The organism is Hymenobacter duratus (assembly GCF_014698995.1).
In the GTDB taxonomy this organism is placed as follows: Bacteria; Bacteroidota; Bacteroidia; order Cytophagales; family Hymenobacteraceae; genus Hymenobacter; species Hymenobacter duratus.
This window is the reverse complement of record NZ_JACWZZ010000005.1, coordinates 17,633-35,478: the sequence shown is the minus strand read 5'-3', so window position 1 is coordinate 35,478 and position 17,846 is coordinate 17,633. Positions and strand designations below refer to the sequence as shown.

11 protein-coding genes and 1 riboswitch are annotated in these 17,846 nt (G+C 55.0%); of the genes, 2 read left to right on the top strand and 9 right to left on the bottom strand.

Features of this window, described 5'->3' with window-relative positions:
* The 9 genes from IC231_RS18825 to IC231_RS18785 all read right to left on the bottom strand — a co-directional run bounded on the left by IC231_RS18825 (position 1) and on the right by IC231_RS18785 (position 12,658).
* Positions 1–1,800, bottom strand: coding sequence for a ThiF family adenylyltransferase (locus tag IC231_RS18825; RefSeq protein WP_190786035.1), 1,800 nt, complete (start codon positions 1,798–1,800; stop codon positions 1–3).
* 12 nt (positions 1,801–1,812) lie between these two features.
* On the bottom strand, positions 1,813–2,961 hold the full coding sequence (locus IC231_RS18820; RefSeq protein ID WP_190786034.1) for an SMODS domain-containing nucleotidyltransferase: 1,149 nt from the start codon (positions 2,959–2,961) through the stop codon (positions 1,813–1,815).
* Between the two features lie 20 nt (positions 2,962–2,981).
* Positions 2,982–3,782: a cell division protein ZapB gene (locus IC231_RS18815; RefSeq protein ID WP_190786033.1), complete on the bottom strand. Its 801-nt coding sequence runs from the start codon at positions 3,780–3,782 to the stop codon at positions 2,982–2,984.
* Between the two features lie 72 nt (positions 3,783–3,854).
* On the bottom strand, positions 3,855–4,901 hold the full coding sequence (locus IC231_RS18810) for a hypothetical protein (RefSeq protein WP_190786032.1): 1,047 nt from the start codon (positions 4,899–4,901) through the stop codon (positions 3,855–3,857).
* Positions 4,902–5,464: 563 nt separating this feature from the next.
* Positions 5,465–6,769 carry a tyrosine-type recombinase/integrase gene (locus IC231_RS18805; RefSeq protein WP_190786031.1) on the bottom strand — a complete coding sequence of 435 codons (1,305 nt, stop codon included), beginning with the start codon at positions 6,767–6,769 and terminating at the stop codon, positions 5,465–5,467.
* Positions 6,770–7,063: 294 nt separating this feature from the next.
* Positions 7,064–7,336, bottom strand: a complete 273-nt coding sequence (locus IC231_RS18800) for a hypothetical protein (protein WP_190786030.1) — start codon at positions 7,334–7,336, stop codon at positions 7,064–7,066.
* 127 nt (positions 7,337–7,463) lie between these two features.
* Positions 7,464–9,992, bottom strand: coding sequence for a DUF5686 and carboxypeptidase-like regulatory domain-containing protein (locus tag IC231_RS18795; protein WP_190786029.1), 2,529 nt, complete (start codon positions 9,990–9,992; stop codon positions 7,464–7,466).
* Between the two features lie 250 nt (positions 9,993–10,242).
* A complete protein-coding gene (locus IC231_RS18790; protein WP_190786028.1) occupies positions 10,243–11,376 on the bottom strand; it encodes an alkene reductase in 1,134 nt (377 codons plus the stop codon).
* A 202-nt stretch (positions 11,377–11,578) separates the two neighbouring features.
* Positions 11,579–12,658 (bottom strand): PA14 domain-containing protein, encoded by a 1,080-nt coding sequence (locus IC231_RS18785; protein WP_190786027.1) that lies wholly within the window; start codon positions 12,656–12,658, stop codon positions 11,579–11,581.
* Positions 12,659–12,828: 170 nt separating this feature from the next.
* Positions 12,829–12,942, top strand: a riboswitch (SAM riboswitch).
* A 73-nt stretch (positions 12,943–13,015) separates the two neighbouring features.
* On the opposite strand from IC231_RS18785, the gene metH reads away from it, so the two are divergent.
* Both metH and metF read left to right on the top strand, forming a co-directional pair.
* Entirely contained in the window at positions 13,016–16,741 is a 3,726-nt protein-coding gene (gene metH / locus IC231_RS18780; protein WP_190786026.1) for a methionine synthase, read from the top strand.
* A 142-nt stretch (positions 16,742–16,883) separates the two neighbouring features.
* Positions 16,884–17,840, top strand: coding sequence for a methylenetetrahydrofolate reductase [NAD(P)H] (gene metF, locus IC231_RS18775; protein WP_190786025.1), 957 nt, complete (start codon positions 16,884–16,886; stop codon positions 17,838–17,840).
* Positions 17,841–17,846 lie beyond the last annotated feature (6 nt).

The window sequence follows — 17,846 nt, the reverse complement described above, 5'->3', positions numbered from 1 at the left end:
CTAGAGCTTGGCTTTTATTATGCCAGCAAAAGCCCCATCAATATAACTCTGTTCAAAAACAGAAAATGATGTTGATTTTACCTCATTGATGATAAAAGATTCTAGGGTCTTAAGAGCAACTGCAGTTAGCATCCAGACGTCATCACTCCTTGCCGGAAACAATGGATGCCAGCACCCTAGGCCATCGCGAGGCAACTCTTCCGCCTCATGATAGGCAGCCTGTTCCTTCTCCATCCACTTATCCATATTGTTGTTGAAGTCCGAATCTATATCACTATGAAAAGGAGCTGTATAGCAAAATACGCGGTGAGCATACAGCCCCAATGAGAAAGAGGCGAATATGCTTCCATTTAAAAAATTAGCTCTTGCTAACTCATAGAGCACTTGGTCGCTAGCAGTTGCGTCTATTATTAATGAAAAGCCCAATAGGAAATCATTATTGATCCGCAAAGCCTCGCGAATACTCTTTGTATTACTTACCGCGTTGATTGAAGGGAAAATCTTATTTACTCGTCGAACTAGAGACTCTGATTTACTCTTTTTCAGATCATCTAGAGTCAAAACATGCCTAGCCATGTTCCCAACTTCTAAGATATCATTGTCAAGCACTGTTATGTGGATGCAGCCAGCGCGTGCTAACAACTCTACTAAAGCAGAGCCTAGGGAGCCTGCACCAATCACTAAGATGTTATGGCCAATTATCGAAGAGGGCAACTTTCCTCTAGAACTGACCTGAGCACGATCCCAATTCTCTGTTGTCAACCACTCTATTGTACTTGTTTTACGAAAGATGTAGCTAGCGCAAGCTTTAGGTAGTTCAGCAGATTTTGGACGAAAGCCCTTGAAAGTTGGAGGCTTGTCAAGTTGAACCGCCAGCCAGTGTAACTGTATTGGATCCTCGCCTACCTTCTCCGGAATAGGAAATCCCAAGAGGAGTATTGAAGGCTGAAATTTCCAAGCTTTACAGTAAGTCTCTCTAGCTAATTTTATTATATCAATATTTTGATTTTCAGCAATTTTTGCTAATTCCTCCCATGTGGCAGGTGCTTGCCAAGGCTCTAGCACTACGATATCTTTCAGCATAATCCATATACCTGACGTCTCACTGAAATTAGATTCGGTGAGGAAAGTACCCCAGGTCATATCTACAATTGTCTTGTTGGCTTTGCCTTGAAAGCTTTCAGTATAAAAAACACCGAGCTTCGCGTTCAACTGCTTCAATCGCACTAGTCCCGCTCGGTCAGGCAGAAGCTGCCAGTTAGCGAAGCTCTTTGCATTCTCTGAGAAAGCAATTGTCTTAAGTGTCTTAGTTGGGTAGTGAGGCAATTCCAGCGGTTCACCTATGACGCTTAACTGCCCTATATTGGCTAATTCCAGCCACAACTTACAACGCTGAATATGCCATCTGAGACGCTTGGCGGGATCATATGGCTCAGAATCATACCCGCGTCTAGAGAAGCTACGCAGACCCGTGTTCACGCATAGATTCCCTTTACGCCAAGGGGCGCTACCACCAGCGTGATTATAGTTTTGATGCTGAAAAGTGACGGTTATTCCGTCCTCCTTTGCAGGATAGATATCAATTTCGCCTTGCGGATAAGACGAGCTAACTAGCAAATACCAACGTGTTGTATTGGGTATAATCCCGTTTACTCCTTCCTCATTTAAAGGAAGAGTAAGCTGGAACTGCAAAACCCACCGCTGGTTCTTGCTACTCCATTCAAAATCATCTACGAGTTCGTAGCCAGAAACGCCTTCAATATGTCTCCGACCAAGAAGCAACTCGGCTGTAGGCTCCATTCGAGGTCAATCCTAAGCAAATCTGGTTCCGGCAGGATTAGAACTACTGTTTCTCGCAGTGAAGCCTCCTGTTTTATCAGGGCCGCTGCCGTGATCATCACCTTCGTCATCGGGTGCATCGGGAAACTTATTGCCAAATAGCTCCCGCCATTTAGTGGCTTCCACTTTGTTGGTTTTCGCGTCTAGAGCCTCCTTGGCAATAACTGCTGCGGCCTGCACACGGTCATAAAAAGCCACGAAATCATCATTGGACACTCGCTTCCACACGTTGTGCGCAGGAACTCCACGGTCAGATAACGAAGGTGTACTTTTCAGTAATCGGTTGAGTTTGTATGCGCTAACAATGCCCTCTAACGTCCTTGCGACACCTTCTCCAACCGAGGTAATCCCATCAGGGCAGCAGTCGCCTACCATGTGCTCAATAGGATAACCTTTGGGATATCTCAAATCCGTCAAACGGAGGGTTCTCCACCATTTGATAGCCTTGACGACATTAACAAAGTGTTTGTTGGTCTCCTTATTCTTATCTCTTGTCCAACGTATTTGTTCTAAAGGATCCGTTTCTGCCCAATTTTGAGCGTCCTGATCTGGAATCCACAATGGCTCTAGCTGCCATTCTGCTTGGGCCCGTATCTGTTCTGTCAACAGGGCAACCGCTCCCGTTCTCTGGCTAAACTCCACCCACTGAGGTACTAAGCGCCAATCAATGGCATCTTCTAAGCTTTCATTCGTAACGACGCTGGCAGCCCTCAGCTTAGTTTGATCCACCTGAGACGGAGCAGAAGTAACTACAATGTCTAGGTCAACATAGGAAAGCTCTATTCCTATTGACCTACCTTGTACCTCGTATTTGCCCTTATAATGCTTTTCGCAGAATGGCTCGAATAAGGCTATTACCTCAGCTGGTGTGTGTGTATTTCTATCTAGGTTGGTTACAACTATCACGTCAACATCTGCCCGCTTCTCACCAAGTGGTCGTAGAGCTGTAGCACGACGGTAGCTCCCTTGCAAGAAGGTGCTGACGATTATTTTGCTTAGTTCTGCGTCTTGCTCCAGACGCTTTCGGAGGGTTTTATGCCCAGTTATCAGGTCGTCACGTTGGCTACTCGTAAGACGAATTTCTCTTAAGAAATCGTTAAAGTAAGAGGCAGGTAGTGGCATTGGCTTTGATTTATTTTTCGTTACGATCTGTACCTGAGCACATTCATCAAGTTCCCAATGAATTGTGCCCGAAAATTGACAGCAGCAAAGCGATGAAGTGCTTCCCCTTGTATTGGCACGTGGTGCTTACCGATATAAAAGCAATGGTTAGGGACCCCATTGATAAACGTCTGTACCTGCTCAGGGTCCCAGTGTCCATCTTCGTTGTTAATTATTACAACGTTTTCAGGTTGTATTGAGGCAAATGTATTTGCTTCAGACAGTGATGCAATCCTAGGATGGTATTCGACTTCAAATCCATTTTCCGTTAACAGAGTACGGTGATAACCATCATCCATGTGACTCAACAATACAATCTTGTACTTTTTCTTTATTGCTTGATCTAAATCATAGCCACTCATCAAAGCATACAAGTCATCAGCTTTGTCTTGAAAAATAGACGACATACGGGCCTCGAACTCCTTCTTTGCTATTGCAGGAATAGTTTTGAAGTAAATCCAAAGGCCCCACAGGCTACCAACTCCTACTATCGACAAAAGGAAAAGCTTCCAGTACTCAGCAAATGGCTTTATGTCCTTAACGTCATCAGAGATTTCCTTTTGCTGTTCCTTGGCTCTAGCGTTGTCCTCGCTGTGAATCTGCTTTAGCCTATCAACGTCCTCTCTCAGTTGAGCTAAATCTTCTTTGAGTCTGATGTTCTCTCGTTTTAGTTCGGCAACTTGCCCTTGTGAAGGACTTACAGGTACTGCAGCCTGTCCTTTCACATCATACATCCCTACAGTTAATAGTAGTGAGGTAGCAATACATAGTATAATGCGCATGCTTGTTATCAAGAAGACCTGTAGCTAAGATACTTAGTTTACCTTGATACCTTGACAGGGATGACAATATTTTTAGCGAACGCTCAGCAGGTTACGAGCATTGGGGTTTCTAATTCTTTCCATCAATTCCCGGATCAGTTCCATATCGTGGCTTGAATCAGAGGTAAAGGCTTGCCAGCAGGTAAGTAATTCTTGATATGGCTTGAGCTTACGGGCTGCATTCTTATTACCCGTTAATTCGTGCTGTAGTGGAGCAAGGTTGAATGACAACTCTTTCAAGCGGGCAAATAGTGCTTTGTCGTCAAACGTCAATTGAGAGCTAAATGCGGCCTCGCGGGGTGTGAGTGGAGAAGCATCAGGGGCTTGTATACTATGTAATACGGGCAACTGAATGCCTTTCAATACTTCATCAAATACCTGTGCAATGGGATTAGCAGATGATTCTAGGGCTGCAGATAGTAGAATATGCCCTTTACCCAACCCAAAGTATTTGCGCATCATTTCAAACGAAGTGAGCCGCAATTCTAATCGTAATGTATTGGGATGATAACCCGCTTGCGGAGCCTCTCTGTGCTTGTCATAAGCCGTTAATGTCCGGGCGTTTCGGGCTGTTTTCACCGTGCGCTGTAGCTGGAAGTTGGGAGCATAGCTGCGAGCTTCGATGTATTGGCGGCCAGTATTATACCTACTGACGCACCGGGTATAGTGAGCCGGGGCATACTTCATGCGGTGGTCTTGCGTCGCATCAGAGGCCAGTACAAGAGCTTCGCGGTACGCTTCTACTAAGTCAATTCGTATAAGGCCGGTATTATTCACGGCTTCAAATGCTTCCCAGATGGTTTCTCGGTTGATAAGTTTGTTTGAGCTAGGGAGTATTTTGCCGGTTATGCGAATTGTGACCACTCGTTGAGTGTAATCAACTTCTATGTAGTTGATTCCCGGACGTACAGCAGAAATTGAATTGTGCGGGTAGTGCCGGGCTTTCTTTTCTTTCAGGCTGCCAACCCTAAGCTTGCAAACGGCTCCCATAGATCCGCTTTCCTTCCATTCGTTAGAACTAGTGTTAACGTCAACGTAATGGAGTGGTAATTGTAATTTGAGCATGTCATACTCAATCATATAATGGTGAAGGTTAATAGGCAGGAGAGTAGCGGTGACTACTGCGGTTTTTCATTCCGCTTCGCTGCATTCTCTCCCTTGTGCCAAAGGCCGTCCCCTACCACATAAGAAATAAGGGATTGGCTTTGGGTATTATTCTTGCCACCCTGTCTCAATGCGGATTGGGTAGTTCCTCAAAAGTGAGGCAGAAGTAGCGATGATATTAAGCTACACCCTCAACGTAGCCTTAGAATTTCAACTTCTAAAGTCTAACCCTTTATATTTTATTATAATCCTGATTTACAGAATACTTCTTCCCAAAAATTCTGTGCGCGTACCTCCTACTTTTTAAAGGGGAGGGGCCTCCTCCTCCTATAGGGCGGGGGGGATACTGGACTCCTGCACCGCATGAGTCTGTACACCAAAGCTTTGCATAATCAATCATTCTATTGTTATCGTTGTTTTTTCCCTCATAACGCCCTTTATCGGAGTCTATAAAGCATATAAAAAACTACATATCTATACGTAACAGCTCCTTACAAGAAGGAAATATCTATGATGCAAAGTCAAAATAGCCAGTGGTATTAACTGGCTTCAAAGGCTTCTATCAACTGTTGTGCTGCTGCCGTTTCACCTTGCACTACGTTCTGATACTTCCGGAAGCTGCGGGCATCTGAGTGATTTGACCACTTCATTACAAAGTGCTGTGCAACACCCTTTTCTATGCACATAGTAATAAAGGTGCGGCGGGCCGTATGGGTCGTTATCCATTGCCATTTCGCTTTTGTTTCCTTTACTCTTACATTACCAACTTGGTGAAATTGAGTTATTTCCCTTTGAAGATTGGGAACTTGCTCAGAAAGAATGCGGATAACGTCTTTGATGACCCGGTTGTACTCTTGGTTGGTTACCGTGATGGGATTCGGTCCAATGCTATCCAGTATCCGCTTTGAAGCCGGAAATAACGGTACCGACGAAAAATCCCCGGTTTTGTCGATGTCAGTATTCACCACGCCGTTATGCACATGAGTTGAGTTCAGATAGATAACATCTGAGAAGCGCAAGCCAGTCCAGCACTGCAACAAGAACAAGGTTTTAATTCGCTCTAGCCTAGGCTGGGTGCTTAGGTCGAGAGCTTCTAACGCCTTCAATTCGTCAGTATCTAGTGTTACAACTATCAAGTTCTTTGGAGCTTTTACCTTATATATTGGCTTCAGATCCCGGTGGTGGAAGGTAAGTTTATCAGTATGTGATTCTAGAAATTTCTTCATAGCAATGACTCGGCGTTCTACCGTGGTATTGTGAAACTCCCTCCCAACTAACCATTTTTGAAAAGCCTCAAAATCGGCAATGGTAAGCGTTTCCACTTCCCAAGCGGCTGCCGGGGCATAGAGTCGAAGGTTCTGCCGCAGGGACGTGTATGCTTTGAGGCTGTTGGGCTTTACGTCTTTGTTCTGAATGAAGGATTCTAGTGCCTCCAAAACGTTTGTACGGTCTGGGATAGCTGGGGCCTCAGGAGCTTTTAGCAGATTGTATTGAGCCTCTAAGGTGACAAGGCTGGGCTTTTCGCCGTGGGCTTGGATGTAGGCGGTTATAATTCCGTCTAGGTTAGCCTTCACAGTGCGGATATGTGCGTTGGCTTTAGCAGTCTGGTTTTGCTCTGCTTTGGGCCGTGTGTTGTCATCTAGGGCACCGGCCTTAATCTCTTGCTTTGCTTCCTGCCATTGTCCACTTGTGACCCGTTGGCCCGTGGTAAACCACTTGACTTTGCCGCTGTGGCTGTATTGCACCACGATAGAACCCAATCCAGATTTCTGGCTGATGTTAACCAGCCTGAGTTTAGTTGAGGCGGCGTTACGGGTCTGAGGTTTGCGGGGCTGGGGCTTCATGTCCTACTGATTTACACAGTTGTTACACAGTAAATCTAGTGAATAGCTATGTAAACAACAAACCAAAATACCTTAAGATAAGCCCTGATTGAGTTTTTGATTAACATTAGTGGAATTCATGTTATTGTTGGGGAGTCCAGTCCCCGCTACCTCCGACGACCCGGTTGCCATTCGGCAGCCGGGTCGTTCTTTTTTAGCCTAGTTTGCTCTCTAGTATCTGATATCTGAAGCATAAAACAGAACGGGCCGGCCTACATCTGTAGACCGGCCCGTTCTGTTTAGGGAAGTGTCAGGCTAGTTCAGCCACACCGTCAGGATAACCTCAAAGCGGTGCGGGGCAAAGGCGTTGTAAAAGGGAGCCTCGCCCTGAAAGCCGAGCACATGGATCAGGCCCATGCCTTCGGTGCGGGAGTCTACCACGCGTACCGGGTACAAGCCGCCTTCCTCGGGCCAGTCACCTACGTGGTTATAAGGGCGTTGGCTGGCGTCGATGCAACGGGCATAGTCCACAAAGGGAGCGTGGCGGGTGGCTTCGGCCAGGGTCAGGTTGTCTACTTCGTATGCCATAAGTTCTCTTACAAAAAGCGGAGAAGTTTGATTCATTAAGGAGCCTGAAACCAGCTCCGGGGTTGCATTCAGTAATGGATAACCATCTGTGCAGCAGATTTCCGCAAAGCAGCGCGGCTTATTTGCCTCACAGCCGGAACTGTAAGCTGAATTTCACCCCAAAGTTACGAGCCCCGGGCGAGTTACGATAGGTAAGGCGGTGAAGCAAGTCAACGCGGGCTACCCGAAAGATATTTTCCACGCCATAGCCCACTTCAGCATAAGGTAGGCGCCCTAGTGGCTGAAACCGGGGCAGCGGCTCGCCACTTTCGGGGTCGAGGCGCGGAATAATGGCATCGTTGGCGCGGGCTACGGCCCCATACAGTATGTTGCCGGTAGCTACCAAGCGCCAGTTGAGTTTCTTGATAGCAGGTACCGAGTTGAGCAGGAAGCCTTCAAAATGATGGTCGAGACGCAGGGCCACGTACCGGTCACTCACGAACTCAAAGTAGCGCATCAGGTTATAGGCACCGGCATTGTAGAACGGCGACTGGTTGCCGAGGTGTGCTTTCAGCACCGGATACGGCACGGTGCTCGGGATGTAGCCCGCATCGAGCGTGTAAGTGCTCCGCCCCAACTGGCCCAGCCGCACGCTTTGCGTGATGAGTAGATTGAGCTTATGGTAGCGGAAGTCGCCGCCCAAAAACCGGTTGAGGCCCAGCGTGTAGCGTAGTGTCGTGACAGGCAGCCGCTTCAGTCCAATGGATGTGCGGCGGTTCTGATTTTCGTTCTGTACCAGCACTTCGTCGGGCCCGTAGCGCGACTCCAATACAATCTCCGAAACGCCGAACTGATCTTCGGTGGGAGCTCCCAGCCGCGAGTCGCCGGTGTAGTAGGCGAAGCGGTAGAGCGGGCGGAACTGCTGGTGGCGGAAGGTTACTTTCTGGGTGAAGCCCCGGAACAAATCCGACTGCAGCGACAGGGAAGACAGGTCGCGCAGGACGGGACGGCCCCGATCAATGTTGCCGAGGCGAGCCGAGGCCTCAAACAGTGGATTTTCAAGGGCGTAGTCGTTATCAAGCAACGCTACCTGGTCCAGGTCGTGGCGGTATTCGAAGCCGATGGTAGTCCAGGTACGGCGGTCGAGGACGTGGGTGGCCCGGGCGCCGTACTTGAAGCGGCCGTCGCGGGTGCCGTAGGCCAAATAGGCGCGTAGTGTCCAGTCGCGGCTTATTTCAGGGGTAGTGCGGAACCCAATGCGGGGCCGCAGCCCTTCAATGTTGTTGTAGCCGAGCGTGGCCAGTACCGGTCCTACATCGAATTTGCCCACCCGGTAGTAGCCGTTCACCACCACATCGGCCACTTCCAGCAGCGAGCGGACCGCCGGCAGTTTGCGCACCGAGTCCAATACCATCAGCGTGCGTTGCTCCTGCACTGAAAGGGTATCGGGCCGGTTCTTCTCAAAAAAGTCGGCGGGCAGCTTCGGGGCGTTGGTCACGGTTTCCAGCGGCCGGTCGTAGAAGGCCAGCGGGTGCGGCTTCTGCGCCTCAAAAGCCGAATTGACGGTGACGAAGCGAGCCACTACGCCGGTGCTCTGCTTGGTAGGCCGGATGCCGACCACCACGCGGGTACGCAATGGCAGCCATGGCCCGGCAGCCGTTGGGGTCAGCTCCTGCCACACCCGAATCTGATCAATGAAGTTGAGGTTGGCCTCCGGGCTCACATGCACATCGATGCGGCGCAGAGCATAGGTGTCGGCCGTAATCCAGATGGTGCCGGTGAAGGCCAGATCCTGCGGCCGGCGCGGTGCCACGGCCAGCTGGTAGCAGTAGTCCTGGCCGATGAACAGCGAGTCCTGCAGCTCATACTCGTAGGAGAACTTCCAGCCGTCAGCAATCGGCGACACGAAATCCTTGCCCATTATCTGCTGCCAGTTGCGGTAGAAGTCCCAGTCCTGAAACGACGAGCCTGTAACCTGCGAAACCACTGAGCCTTCACGCGGGGCCATGCCGCGCATCTGGGTATGCCGGATTTCCTCGCGCCGCCGCACTGGCTGGCGCAGCACATAGTAGCGGGAAAGCATCTCAGAGGCGAAAATGGGAACCACCGGCTTGCCATCGGCTCCGCGCTCCAGCCCCAGGCTGTCGGCTACGGCAGTCATCTGGCGCAGCACTTTGCGCCGGCTTACTTGGTCAGGCAGGTTGTTGAGGCTGATTTCGGTGCGGTTGTAGGAGTCGAACTCGAAGGCATCCAGCTGCTGCTTGTTGTTGCGGGCCTTGTGCTGCTGCACGCGGCGCATAATCACGTAGGCCGGGTTTTCGTGGGGGCGTACTACCACTTCCCCCAGCGATACAGCTCCTGAGCCCAGCGCAAAATCAATGGTTTGGCGGGCCGCCTGGCGTTTTAGCGCTTTTCGGAGCGGAGCAAAACCCATTGCTGAAGCCACCAGCGTATCGGCAGGCGCCGTGCTGAGCTGGTAGCGGCCGTTTTCGTCGGCGGTAGCGCCGGTTGTAGTGCCGGGCACGAATACGGACGCAAACGGAACCGGCTTGCCAGTAGCAGCCTCCGTAATGCGGCCTGTTACCTGCAGTTGTTGCGCCCAGCCTGCTGGCGCTCCTGCCAGCAGCAGTGCCAAAAGCAGGGTAAAATAGCTGATGCGCGAGTACAATAGAAGCAAGTAGATAGGCCGATAAGAACCTGAGAGCGAAGGACAGAGCAGGCGTAAGATACAGAATCCAGCTGCTCATGCGCCAGAAATTTTCAACATATCCGGCAAATTTCTGGTGCTCTTCCTATGCTGAAGTTATGGCCAGCAACTTCTTGCTACTATTGGGGAAATATCTGCTGATGAGCCGCACAATACATGAAAAAACCCGCCCCAGCTTACGCCAGGACGGGTTTTTATCGGAGCAGCCGAAGAACGGAGCTTAATTATTCTGATAATCAACAGGTTCTTTTGTGTGGATTCCTTGCTCCTGCAACGACGGGTAGTCGATGTAGCCTTTATCGCCGGGCACGTAGAATGTGGCGGGGTCGGGGTTGTTGAGGGCGGCCCCGATGCAGAAGCGCTCCACTAGGTCGGGGTTGGCAATAAACGGCACGCCGAAGGCAATTACGTCGGCCTCGTTGTTTTCCAACGCTTCTTCCGCGGTTTCCTGGGTGTAGCCACCGTTCAGGATAAAGGTGCCGTTGAAAATCTTGCGCAGGTGCGCGGCTACGGTCGGCGCCTGCGGTTGCGCCATCGGGTGGCCGGGCAGGGCCTCGATAACGTGCAGGTAGGCTAGGTTGAACTGGTTGAGCTGTTCGGTGAGGTAGCTAAACGTTTTCACCGGGTCGGAGTCCTGGATACTGGCGCTGCCTTGCGGCGAGAGGCGGATGCCCACCCGGTCGGCACCCAGTTCGTCTACTACAGCCTGCACCACTTCCAGAGTAAAGCGGGCGCGGTTTTCCAGGCTGCCGCCGTACGCATCGGTGCGCTGGTTCGAGCCATCCTGAATAAACTGGTCGAGCAGGTAGCCATTGGCTCCGTGAATCTCAGCCCCATCGAAGCCGGCTAGTTTGGCGTTGCGGGCAGCCTGGCGGAACTGGTCTATCACCCCTGGAATTTCGCTCAGTTCCAGTGCGCGTGGTGCGGGAACATCCTCGAAGCCTTGGCCGGTGAAAGCCTTGGCGCCTTCCGGCTTGATGGCCGAGGGGCCTACGGGCAGTTCGCCGTTATGGAAAAAAGGGTGCGACACGCGGCCCACGTGCCAAAGCTGAATGAACATGCGGCCCCCTGCCGCATGCACGGCATCCGTTACTTTCTTCCAGGCTGCTACCTGCTCTGCGGTGTAGATACCGGGTGTGTTGATATAGCCCACGCCCTGAGCGGACACCTGCGAGCCTTCCGTGATGATAAGGCCTGCCGAAGCGCGCTGCACGTAGTATTTCACTACAGATTCGGTGGGGGCAGTGGCCTCATTGGTGGCGCGGCTGCGCGTCATGGGAGCCATGGCGAAGCGGTTGGGCAGGGTAAGCGCGCCCACTTGCACGGGCGTAAAAAGATGGCGAGTCTGGCTCATGTATAGAAACGGTTTCAGGAATCAGCTGTGTGCCGATTCGCAAACTGTAACTGATGTTGCTACATATATGTTTTCGACTTCCTATTTTTTCTGTCAATTTTTTGAGCAGGTGCGAGCAGCAGGTACAACGTACAGCTTGCTGCTAAACAATGTCCCGCAGTTCCCTATAATCTACCTGGCCGAACACAGGACTTGGTACTGTTTATTGCACCACCACTTCCACGCGGCGGTTGCGAGGCCTTTGCTGCGGGTCGCGGTTGTCCACCACGGGGTGGGTGCCGCCGTAGCCACGGGCCGTTAGCCGCACCGAGTCGATGCCCTGCTGCACCAGGTACTGCCGCACCACGCGGGCCCGCTGCTCGGACAGGCGCAGGTTGAGAGCAGCATCTCCCACATTATCCGTGTGGCCTCCTATTTCGAGGCGCAGTGTAGGCTGAGCCCGCAACGTACGGGCCAGTTCATTCAGCACCGGCCGCGACGAGGGCAGCAGTGCAGCTGTACTCTGCGTGAAATACAAGTTAGGCAGCGTAACAGCGGAACCAGCCCGTAATGCACCTAAGTCAGGTAGCGTGGCAGCCGTATCCGTGGTAGGGTTGGCACGGGGTGGGGCCGCATCCGCCGTTGCTTTGGGCTGCGCTGCCGCCACCGACTGGCGTGTTTGGCGCGCGGCGGCGACGGGCCGGGGCGCCGGCTGCACCGCAACAGGTGGCGCGGGTGCGGGTCTGGTGGGCGGGCGAGTGGGTTCAGGAATCGGTTTGGCCGTGGCCGGAAGAGCGGCAAAAAGCTGTTGCTGGCTGACGGGCTGGAATTCGGCTGTTGGCTGGTCGGTGCGGCGCCACTGTAGCAGCGCCCGCGACTCCCAGCGGTTCTGAAAATATTCGACCCGCAGCGGATAGTAGCGGCCACCTTCCAGCCGGATGCGCACGGAAGCCGGCACGTGGTCCTGGTCGCGCCAGGAATCAATGAGGCGCTTCCTGCCCAGCCAGAAACGCAGCCCGTCATCCATCACGGTACCGAACTCATACTCGCCGGTTTCAGGCACCAGGAGCCAGCCTTCCCAGCGCACCGAGAAATATTCGGCCCCCACGCCGGTGGCGGGCGGCTGCTTGTTCCAGTTGAAATCAATGGCCGCATCGGCGCGGGTAAGCACCTTCTGCTCAAAGTTCATCCCGTTGTAATACGTACCCTGCAGGCCAGCACCGGCGGGCATTCTCTGCGCCAGGCTATTTTCGGCCCATAGGAGCAGCCCCGGCAGCACAACAGTGTAGAAACGAAGTAGCATAGTCAATCACTAATAGGAAACAGAAACGACCAACTAGGAAACGATACTATATGCTAGCAATTATATTAATTCAGCTCAAAACTTCTTTGCTCTTCCGGCTGGCTCCTGGCTTGCTAGGCCTCTTTTCTCCGAATTGAAATTTGAAGATTCCGGTTGTATCTTCGCTGTGTTACTTATCCAGAAAGACCGAGGGATTGGGCCCGACGACGTCTTAGCAACCTGAAATAAAACAAGGTGCTAACTCCCTTTCCGATGCTTTTGCGAGCATTGGAAGAAGATAAGTACGGAACCGGCCTTCGCGCCCGGCTCTTTCTGGATAGGCCCTTTTTGCCGCTGATTTTCTTTAGAAGAGCCGATATGCCGACCGTCCTCCCTGCCCCCGCCACTACGTCCCCCCTCCACGACATCCTGCGTCAGCGCGTGCTGATTCTCGACGGCGCCATGGGCACCATGATCCAGCGCCACACGCTCACGGAGGAGGATTTCCGGGGCACGCGCTTCGCCGACCACCCCAAGCCCCTGCGCGGCAACAACGACCTGCTCAGCCTCACCCGCCCCGACATCATCCGGGGCATCCACGACGAGTACTTTGCCGCCGGGGCCGACATGGTGGAAACCAACACCTTCAGCGGCACCACCATCGCCCAGGCCGACTACGCGCTGGAGCACATTGTGTATGAGCTGAACTACGAGTCGGCGCGGCTGGCGCGGGAGTCGGCGGATGCCTTCACGGCCCGCACGCCCGACAAGCCGCGCTTCGTAGCCGGGGCCGTGGGGCCCACCAACCGCACCGCCAGCCTCTCGCCCGACGTGAACCGCCCCGGCTTCCGGGCCGTAACCTTCGACGAGCTGGCCACCGCCTACCTGGAGCAGGTGCGCGGCCTCGTGGACGGCGGCTCCGACGCGCTGCTCATCGAAACCATCTTCGACACGCTCAACGCCAAGGCCGCTTTGTACGCGGTGCAGAAGTTCTTTGATGAAGGCGGCAAAGTGGTGCCCGTCATGATTTCGGGCACGATTACCGACGCCTCGGGCCGCACCCTGAGCGGGCAGACCGTGGAGGCCTTCTGGAACTCCATCCGCCACCTGCCGCTGCTGAGCGTGGGCCTGAACTGCGCCCTCGGCGCCGACCAGCTCAAGGTGTACATCAAGGAGCTGAGCCGCATTGCCGACGTGCACATTTCGGCCTACCCCAACGCCGGTTTGCCCAACGCGTTTGGTGGCTACGATGAGTCGGCCCAGGAATTTGCGGGCGTGGTGGAAGGCTACCTGGCCGACGGCCTCGTGACGGTGGTGGGCGGCTGCTGCGGCACTACGCCCCAGCACATCGGCGAGCTGGCCCGCCTGGCCGAAAAGTACGCGCCGCGCCTCTTACCGGAAGTGCCCAGAGCCACCCGTCTGAGCGGTCTGGAGCCGTTTGGCGTGTACCCCGACAGCCTGTTCGTGAACGTGGGCGAGCGGTGCAATGTGACGGGTAGCCGCGCCTTTGCCCGCCTCATCCGGACCGGCAACTACGAGCAGGCCCTGCAAGTGGCACGCGACCAGGTGGAAGGTGGCGCGCAGGTGATTGACGTGAACATGGACGAAGGCATGCTCGACTCGGAGCAGGCCATGACCACGTTCCTGAACCTGATTGCCTCGGAGCCCGACATTTCGCGGGTGCCCGTCATGATTGACTCCTCGAAGTGGAGCGTGCTGGAAGCCGGCCTCAAGTGCGTGCAGGGCAAAAGCATCGTCAACTCCATTTCGCTCAAGGAAGGCGAGGACGTGTTCCGGCAGCGGGCCCGCACCGTGCGCCAGTACGGCGCGGCCGTGGTGGTCATGGCCTTCGACGAGAACGGCCAGGCCGACAACTACGAGAAGCGCATCGAAATCTGCCGCCGCAGCTACGACATTCTGGTGAACGAAGTCGGTTTCCCGGCCGAGGACATCATCTTCGACCCCAACATCCTGACGGTGGGCACCGGCATGGAGGAACACCGCAACTACGCGCTGGACTTCATCGAGGCCGTCCGCTGGATTAAGGCCAACCTGCCCGGCGCCCTCACCAGCGGCGGCGTCTCGAACATCAGCTTCTCGTTCCGCGGCAACGACGTGGTGCGCGAGGCCATGCACTCGGCCTTCCTCTACCACGCCATCCGCGCCGGCCTGGACATGGGCATCGTGAACCCCAGCCAGTTGGCCGTGTACGACGAGGTGCCCCAGGACTTGCTGGAATTGGTGGAAGACGTGCTGCTCAACCGCCGCCCCGACGCCACCGAGCGCCTCGTGGACTTCGCCGACACGGTGAAGCAGAAGGACAAGGTGGAAGTGGTAGCCGACGCCTGGCGCAGCCTCCCGGTGAAGGAGCGTTTGCAGCACGCGCTGGTGAAGGGCATTACCGAGTTCATCGACCAGGATACCGAGGAAGTGCGGCAGCTGGTAGGCCGCCCGCTGGAGGTGATTGAAGGCCCGCTGATGGCCGGCATGAACGTGGTGGGCGACCTGTTCGGGGCCGGCAAGATGTTCCTGCCCCAGGTGGTGAAATCGGCCCGGGTGATGAAGAAGGCGGTGGCCTACCTGGAGCCTTACCTGCTGGCCGACAAGCAGAGCGGCGACCGGCAGACGGCCGGTAAAATTCTGCTGGCCACGGTGAAAGGCGACGTGCACGACATCGGCAAGAACATCGTGGGCGTGGTGCTGGCCTGCAACAACTTCGACATCGTGGACTTGGGCGTGATGGTGCCGCTGGAGCGCATCCTCGACGAAGCTCAGAAGCAGCAGGTGGACGTTATCGGCCTCAGCGGCCTGATTACGCCGAGCCTGGATGAGATGGTGTACGTGGCCCAGGAGATGGAAAAGCGCGGCCTGAAAACCCCGCTGCTCATCGGCGGTGCCACCACTTCGCGCCTGCACGCCGCCGTGAAAATCGCGCCCAACTACAGCGGCCCCATCGTGCACGTCAACGACGCCTCCCGCTCGGTGGGCGTGGCCGCCGCCCTGCTCGGCTCGGCCGATGCGGAGTACGCCCGCACCGTGCGCGAGGAATACCGCCAGCTGCGCGAGGACTACGCCGGCCGCCAGCGCGAGAAAAACTACCTGACCATTGAGGCCGCCCGCGAAAACGGCTTCAAGGCCGACTGGGCCGCCACGCCCATCGTGAAGCCCACTTTCCTCGGCACCAGAACGCTGGAAGACTACGACCTGGCGGAGCTGGCCGAGTACATCGACTGGACGCCGTTCTTCCAGACCTGGGAACTGAAGGGCCGCTACCCGCGCATCCTGGAAGACCCGAACGTGGGCGAGGCCGCCACCCAGCTTTTCCACGACGCCCAGAAGATGCTGCGCCAGATCATCGACGAAAAGCTGCTCACGGCCCGCGCCGTCATCGGCTTCTGGCCCGCCAACACCGTCGGCCACGACACCGTGCAGGTGTTCACCGACGACACGCGCCAGGAAGTTGCCACCGAGTTTTTCACTCTGCGCCAGCAGAGCGAAAAGGCCGAGGGCGTCCCCAACCTGGCCTTCTCCGACTTCGTGGCCCCGCTGGAAACCGGCCGGGCCGACTACATCGGCGGCTTTGCCGTCACGGCTGGTATCGGCATCGAGAAGCACCTGGAGCGGTTCGAGGCCGAGCACGATGACTACAGCAGCATCCTGATGAAGGCCTTGGCCGACCGCCTCGCCGAGGCCTTTGCCGAGCGCCTGCACCAGCGTGTGCGCGAAGAGTTTTGGGGCTACGACCCGGCCGAAAACCTGTCGAACGAGGACCTGATTCAGGAGAAATATAAAGGTGTGCGCCCCGCGCCCGGCTACCCCGGCTGCCCCGACCACACCGAGAAAATCACCCTGTTCAACCTACTCGACGCCGAAACCGCCACCGGCATCCGCCTCACCGAAAACCTGGCCATGTACCCCGCCTCCTCCGTGAGCGGCCTCTACTACGCCCACCCCGACAGCCGCTACTTCGGCCTCGGCCGCATCGGCCAGGACCAGGTGGCGGACATAGCCGCGCGCAAACACATGCCGCTGCCGGAGCTGGAGCGCTGGCTGATGCCGAACCTGAACTACGAGCCGGCGGCGGTGCCCGTAACGGCAGGGTAGCCAGTAGCGCGAAGCATTTGCTTCGCGTACCGTTGCTGATGGTGTTGTAACGCAGCCACGGCATCTGTTTTTATCAACGAAACGCGAAGCAAAAGCTTCGCGCTACATCCAATACCTCGCCACCTGCCAGTTGGCGCTTCTGATGAAAGTAACCGAACACCTGACCCGCGCCAACGGCAAAACGCTGTTTTCCTTCGAGGTCCTGCCCCCCAAAAAGGGCGAGAACATCAAGAACCTGTTCTCCAACATCGAGCCCCTGATGGAGTTCAAGCCGCCGTTTATTGACGTGACCTACCACCGCGAGGAGTACGTGTACCGCCAGCACCCCAACGGCCTGCTGGAAAAGAAAACCGTGCGCAAGCGGCCCGGCACCGTGGGCATCTGCGCGGCCATCAAAAACCGCTTCGACGTCGACACCGTGCCCCACCTGATCTGTGGTGGCTTCTCGAAGGAGGAAACCGAAAACGCCCTCATCGACCTGCACTTTCTGGGCATCGACAACGTGCTGGCGCTGCGCGGCGACCCTATTAAATCGGAAGGCAGCTTCAAGCCCGACCCCGACGGCCACGCCTACGCCTGCGACCTGATCGGGCAGGTGTCAGACTTGAACAAGGGTGCCTATTTGGATGAAAAGCAGGACGACACCTGGGCTACCGACTTCTGCATCGGTACGGCCGGTTATCCTGAGAAGCACTTCGAGTCGCCGAACTACGGGGCCGATTTGCGCTACCTCAAGCACAAGGTGGACCGCGGCGCCGACTACATCGTGACGCAGATGTTTTTCGACAACGAGCAGTTCTTTGCCTTCGAGAAGCGTTGCCGCGAGGCCGGTATCACCGTGCCCATCATCCCCGGCCTCAAGCCGCTCACCACCAAAAGCCAGCTCACGATGCTGCCCCGGGCCTTCTACCTCAACATTCCGGAAGAACTGGCCGATGCCGTGCACTTGGCCCCCGACAACACGGCAGCCCGCGAAATCGGCATTGAGTGGTGCATCAACCAGAGCCGCGAGCTGATGGCCCACGGCGTGCCCTGCCTGCACTACTACAGCATGGGCAAGTCGGAGAGCATCCGGCGGGTGGCGGCGGCTTTATTTTAGCCAATA

Excerpts from the sequence above, each read along its gene's own strand:
- IC231_RS18825 (WP_190786035.1), bottom strand. The coding sequence starts at position 1,800 with ATGGAGCCTACAGCCGAGTTGCTTCTTGGTCGGAGACATATTGAAGGC.
- IC231_RS18820 (WP_190786034.1), bottom strand. The coding sequence starts at position 2,961 with ATGCCACTACCTGCCTCTTACTTTAACGATTTCTTAAGAGAAATTCGT.
- IC231_RS18815 (WP_190786033.1), bottom strand. The coding sequence starts at position 3,782 with ATGCGCATTATACTATGTATTGCTACCTCACTACTATTAACTGTAGGG.
- IC231_RS18810 (WP_190786032.1), bottom strand. The coding sequence starts at position 4,901 with ATGATTGAGTATGACATGCTCAAATTACAATTACCACTCCATTACGTT.
- IC231_RS18805 (WP_190786031.1), bottom strand. The coding sequence starts at position 6,769 with ATGAAGCCCCAGCCCCGCAAACCTCAGACCCGTAACGCCGCCTCAACT.
- IC231_RS18800 (WP_190786030.1), bottom strand. The coding sequence starts at position 7,336 with ATGGCATACGAAGTAGACAACCTGACCCTGGCCGAAGCCACCCGCCAC.
- IC231_RS18790 (WP_190786028.1), bottom strand. The coding sequence starts at position 11,376 with ATGAGCCAGACTCGCCATCTTTTTACGCCCGTGCAAGTGGGCGCGCTT.
- IC231_RS18785 (WP_190786027.1), bottom strand. The coding sequence starts at position 12,658 with ATGCTACTTCGTTTCTACACTGTTGTGCTGCCGGGGCTGCTCCTATGG.
- metH (WP_190786026.1), top strand. The coding sequence starts at position 13,016 with ATGCCGACCGTCCTCCCTGCCCCCGCCACTACGTCCCCCCTCCACGAC.
- metF (WP_190786025.1), top strand. The coding sequence starts at position 16,884 with ATGAAAGTAACCGAACACCTGACCCGCGCCAACGGCAAAACGCTGTTT.